The sequence below is a fragment of the Thermotoga sp. genome, from assembly GCF_021162145.1.
GTDB lineage: Bacteria > Thermotogota > Thermotogae > Thermotogales > Thermotogaceae > Thermotoga.
The window spans coordinates 1-3963 of sequence record NZ_JAGGZH010000142.1; the positions used below are offsets into that span (position 1 = coordinate 1).

Annotated in this window: 8 protein-coding genes and 1 pseudogene; 3 read left to right on the plus strand and 6 right to left on the minus strand. The window is 41.5% G+C overall.

Features of this window, described 5'->3' with window-relative positions:
* The 3 genes from J7K79_RS08460 to J7K79_RS08470 all read left to right on the plus strand — a co-directional run.
* Nucleotides 1–292 (plus strand): hypothetical protein (locus tag J7K79_RS08460; protein ID WP_296907520.1); only part of this gene is annotated, 292 nt, incomplete at its 5' end.
* Nucleotides 293–586: 294 nt separating this feature from the next.
* A complete protein-coding gene (locus J7K79_RS08465) occupies nt 587–841 on the plus strand; it encodes a hypothetical protein (RefSeq protein ID WP_296907523.1) in 255 nt (84 codons plus the stop codon).
* A gap of 227 nt (nt 842–1068) precedes the next feature.
* Complete coding sequence (locus J7K79_RS08470; protein WP_296907525.1) at nt 1069–1434, plus strand: hypothetical protein; 366 nt, start codon at nt 1069–1071, stop codon at nt 1432–1434.
* Nucleotides 1435–1479: 45 nt separating this feature from the next.
* Here the strand turns inward: J7K79_RS08470 and J7K79_RS09495 are convergent.
* The 6 genes and pseudogenes from J7K79_RS09495 to J7K79_RS08490 form a co-directional block, all read right to left on the minus strand.
* A pseudogene (locus tag J7K79_RS09495) lies at nt 1480–1638 on the minus strand (recombinase family protein); the annotation flags it as partial.
* A gap of 64 nt (nt 1639–1702) precedes the next feature.
* Nucleotides 1703–2209 (minus strand): recombinase family protein, encoded by a 507-nt coding sequence (locus J7K79_RS08475; protein ID WP_296907527.1) that lies wholly within the window; start codon nt 2207–2209, stop codon nt 1703–1705.
* Between the two features lie 107 nt (nt 2210–2316).
* A complete protein-coding gene (locus J7K79_RS08480) occupies nt 2317–2538 on the minus strand; it encodes a DUF2283 domain-containing protein (RefSeq protein WP_296907530.1) in 222 nt (73 codons plus the stop codon).
* Complete coding sequence (locus J7K79_RS08485) at nt 2535–2774, minus strand: DUF4258 domain-containing protein (RefSeq protein ID WP_296907532.1); 240 nt, start codon at nt 2772–2774, stop codon at nt 2535–2537. The genes J7K79_RS08480 and J7K79_RS08485 overlap by 4 nt, the downstream gene beginning before the upstream one ends.
* Before the next feature lie 362 nt (nt 2775–3136).
* A complete protein-coding gene (locus tag J7K79_RS09500; protein WP_366932612.1) occupies nt 3137–3331 on the minus strand; it encodes a type II toxin-antitoxin system HicA family toxin in 195 nt (64 codons plus the stop codon).
* 37 nt (nt 3332–3368) lie between these two features.
* The gene (locus J7K79_RS08490; protein ID WP_296907535.1) at nt 3369–3533 is read right to left on the minus strand and encodes a type II toxin-antitoxin system HicB family antitoxin; all 165 of its coding nucleotides are present in this window, start codon (nt 3531–3533) and stop codon (nt 3369–3371) included.
* Between the last annotated feature and the right edge of the window lie 430 nt (nt 3534–3963).

The window sequence follows — 3963 nt, forward strand, 5'->3', positions numbered from 1 at the left end:
CGAACCCTGGGTAAAACCACCGGATCCTGAATCAATGAAGAAAGCAGCAACAATCTTGAACGCAATTGCACTGGATTTCTTGATCAGCGATGGTTACAGAATAGATCTTCAGGATGCTATAAATGAGATTGTTTCAATTATTAAACGTCATCCAATGACAGAATCAGAAATAATGAACTTATTTAGCAAGATTTCTGATAAACCGAAGGAGCTTTTAGAAAGTTTGCGAAAGCATCCCAGAGTGGTTCTGAAACGATGGAGATCGATGACGTTTTACCATTACAAACCATAGGTGTTGTTCTTATTGATGAGAGGGTAAGGACCTATTAAATCACATGGTTGGAGTTCACTTTTCCTACTGTGTTTCGCCTCTCTCTTTTGCCCGCATCCACAAGCAGTCATTCTCGGAAAAATTCGGTATTTCCCTTCTGCTTCGCTTTTAGTTGCATCCGTGCAGTTCCGAAATCATTTTGTTTAGATACTCATTCTTTCCCACTCTCCAACAGGGGAACACGAACAAAGGACAGGGCAGTTCACACTATGCAATGGGTAAGATAGTTGTTAATCTACAAGTGTATTTTGATCAATGCCTAAAAGAGAAGGTGCTTCAAAAATAACCCAAGGAAGCATAGGGGATGGAACAAGTGGAAATTCTTCAAAAACTCTTATCAAACTCATCTACTTTTACTTCTTCAAAATCATACCCCATCTTTCCAAGCTTTCAGGTAGGAAAAGATCTGAAGTTGGAATAATCTCCATGCTTGTTGTTATCAATGAAGTCCTCTCTCAGAGAAACTATCCAGATTTCCAAAGGCTATTTCATCCGTTCCTGTGTTCATAAAGTTCATTCACGATCACCTGCAGGGAGGATATGGCTATGGTGTTTGCTCTTGTGAGGTTTCTTGCTTGCAACATGTAGGTGGTATATTTTTGTCTGATTTTCTTCTCACTCTTATCTCATATTTTCGCCACTCTTACCCCTGATTTTTGAAACACCTCCATGTGAATATTGACATAGAAACAATATGTGGAATACTGAAGGAACTAGATGTTAAAGAGAAGGTAGAAGTGCTCAGATTTATATTGAAAGATTTGACAGATGCGGTGATATTCGATGCTGTGGATGCTTTGAAAGAGATACCTTCGAAGGATATGGAGAAGATATTGCGTGTATTTGGGAAGGACTTGTTTTGCCTTCCATCACAAGAGATAGGAAACAGAGTAAGGTTTGTTAAGTTTGCCGGAGAGTACATAAATCTTACTTATGTGAGGAGGGTTTACATTCATGAACATGGTAGCGGGCAATGGGATATAGTCATGATACTCGAGCAACACGACTATGATTCGCATGTCATCTCTGAGGTGTATCCAAGCAAAGAAAAGGCAGAAAAAGCTTTGGAGACGATTTTGAATGATCGTATTCATATGAGATGATTCGTCCGAATTTTCTCTCTCCTTTGAGGTGGCAGTAGTGTCACATCACCTGTACTCCTGATTTGGCAATCTTGACACACCGTCACACAGCAGCCTTTCGCTCGTACCCCTTTCTAGAATTCTTTTGACTTGCATATGGGTGAAATGTTTCCCTTTTTTCGTTTTGTAACCCTTTTCGTTCAGATACTTTGCTATAAGCTTGTATCCGTATCCTTTACTTCACTTCTAAGTCCTTTCATCAGTGTTATAACCCTCTGTTCATGCGGGTTCAGTAAGAGCTTCCCTTCAGGTGTTGCATCATATCCGAACGGAACATCTCCTCCTGTTTTCTCCCCTCGCGCTTTTTTGCCTTTAAAGCATCTTTTGTCCTTTCAATAATCGCTTCACGCTCCCACTGTGCTACAGATATCAATACGTTCAACACCAATTTTCCACTTGCAGTACGTGTATCTACATTCTCCGATACAGAGAATAGCTGTTTATCTTGAGAGAATCGGTTCAAAAGGTATCCCACGTCTGCTACTGATCTGGTTAGACGATCGAGTTTTGCCATCACTATGCCGTCTGCTATGGAAGCCTCTAGCTTTTTCAAAACTCGCTGTAGTCCTGGTCTGTTTAAGGATTTTCCTGAATATCCCTCGTCCACCACGATGTCTACAAGATCAAGATCGCAGAGTTTACAGTAAGATCTTATTTTCTCTATCTGAGCTTCAATCCCGAGTCCACTTTTTGCTTGTTCATCTGTGGAAACTCTAACGTACCCCACCACCCTCATTGCCTCCGCACGGCCTCCTAAATTTGTTGCAAAGCGGCATGGCATTCGACATGAAAGATTATTCGTTGATGGTAACACTTGACCCCGTCGAATACCCATTTTCCTATCTAGCTTGTGGGTGTTTCAACCTGGACTCTATCGAAAGCTTGTATTAGTATCTCTTTGATATCTGCTTTTTCAGATGCAGAAAGGATCTCTATCGCCACGATGTTTCCATCTTTATCGAAATCCACAATCACATCTTCCAGTATCTCATCGGAGCTGTCTATCTCCCTATCGTTGAATCGAATATAGAGAGCATCCGCTTCTTTTGAATATCTGATTTTCATCCTTTCCCTCCTTTCCAGTATTTTTGGATTTTTCTGGTCAGATAAACTGTTATGATCACATCGTTTTCAACAACTACCCGAAGAAGTTTATTGCCAACGAGTTTATGATATATTACCCTTCCTTTCCTTCCTGGAACCACTTCGTCTGGTTGTTTAAGGGTTTCTTCCACAAGGTCACGTTTTATTCGTCTTTCCCTCAAATTTTTCTCCGCATGATCTGTCCACTTGAACGCCATAATCTCCCCTCTATCCGGGCAAGCACTTTACACCTGCTTGGATGTGTTTCTCCAGCGTGCGAAGATACCTCATCGTGGTTTGAACATTCTTATGCCTCAAGTGTTCTACCACTTTGCTGACATGCGCCCCGTATAGAAGCATTTGAACTTTATTATCTTCAACGCCTTGAACGTCGCATAGAAGAGCTCGAGAAAGAGAATCGTGCTCTCAGAGATATTGTCCAATTGTCCAAAAGTATCTCGCCGAGATAGAGAAACTCAAAGGCCTTCCACCACCAAGAAAAACTTGGAGAGAGCGGATAAAGGCGCGGTTCAAAAAAAGAAGAGAAGAAAGATGCTTTAGAAACTCATCGAGAGCTATATCAAGATCCCTCAAAATAGATTTTAAAAGTCCTGGCTCTATAATTTTCCCAGCATGAATCGGAATAACACTCAACTTTCCCCTCACTGTTCTTGACTGTGACATGACTCCCTCGCTGGCGTACTACTTCTATTCCCATCCGTTGAAGAGCTCGTAGAATCTTTTTCCCTGTCAACCGAAGATATCTTGGACTCATATCTCCACCGTCCTGACATCCACTACTTCCACAGGTTCTACCTCCTCACCTTCACTTTAAGGTACAACTCTATGGCTTCCTTTATATTTTCCATCAGTTCATCTATCGTCGCTCCCTGTGCATGGCATCCTGGAAGCTCTACAACGTGTCCTATATACTCTTTCTCTCCTTTTTTAATGATCACCGTGAACTTCCTGGCCACATCATCCCCTCCTAAGAGGAAGTATACCACCCAAAAGAATCTATGAAGTGCAATTTCCTGCTTCTCTCTTGCTTTTCCAGCGCCTATTAAACCGCCCAGCTTGGCGATTCACACGTTGATATAGCAAGACCTTACTATGTCACACATTGTGGTGAATCCACCAAGACGAGAAGGGTATGTTCACAGTTGAATGGATTGGAAAATACGATGGATGTCAATTTCTCAACGGGGCTGTTTCAAAAATAACGTGAAGGTATAGAAAATAAAGCAAGAGAGATGATAAAATCTCCCTTGCTATGAGGAGAATAAACCCTAAAACAATCATCAAGTTAACTTGCTTTTTCTGCTCCAAATATAGATAGCATCATAGTGGGTGGGAGAGGGATAGGATTTAAGAAAAAGACGAATTTGAACTGGATGAGAGGGGCAC

Coding starts and splice junctions, on each gene's coding strand:
- J7K79_RS08480 (WP_296907530.1), bottom strand. CDS start 2,538: ATGAAAATCAGATATTCAAAAGAAGCGGATGCTCTCTATATTCGATTC.
- J7K79_RS09500 (WP_366932612.1), bottom strand. CDS start 3,331: ATGAGTCCAAGATATCTTCGGTTGACAGGGAAAAAGATTCTACGAGCT.
- J7K79_RS08465 (WP_296907523.1), top strand. CDS start 587: ATGCCTAAAAGAGAAGGTGCTTCAAAAATAACCCAAGGAAGCATAGGG.
- J7K79_RS08485 (WP_296907532.1), bottom strand. CDS start 2,774: ATGGCGTTCAAGTGGACAGATCATGCGGAGAAAAATTTGAGGGAAAGA.
- J7K79_RS08475 (WP_296907527.1), bottom strand. CDS start 2,209: ATGAGGGTGGTGGGGTACGTTAGAGTTTCCACAGATGAACAAGCAAAA.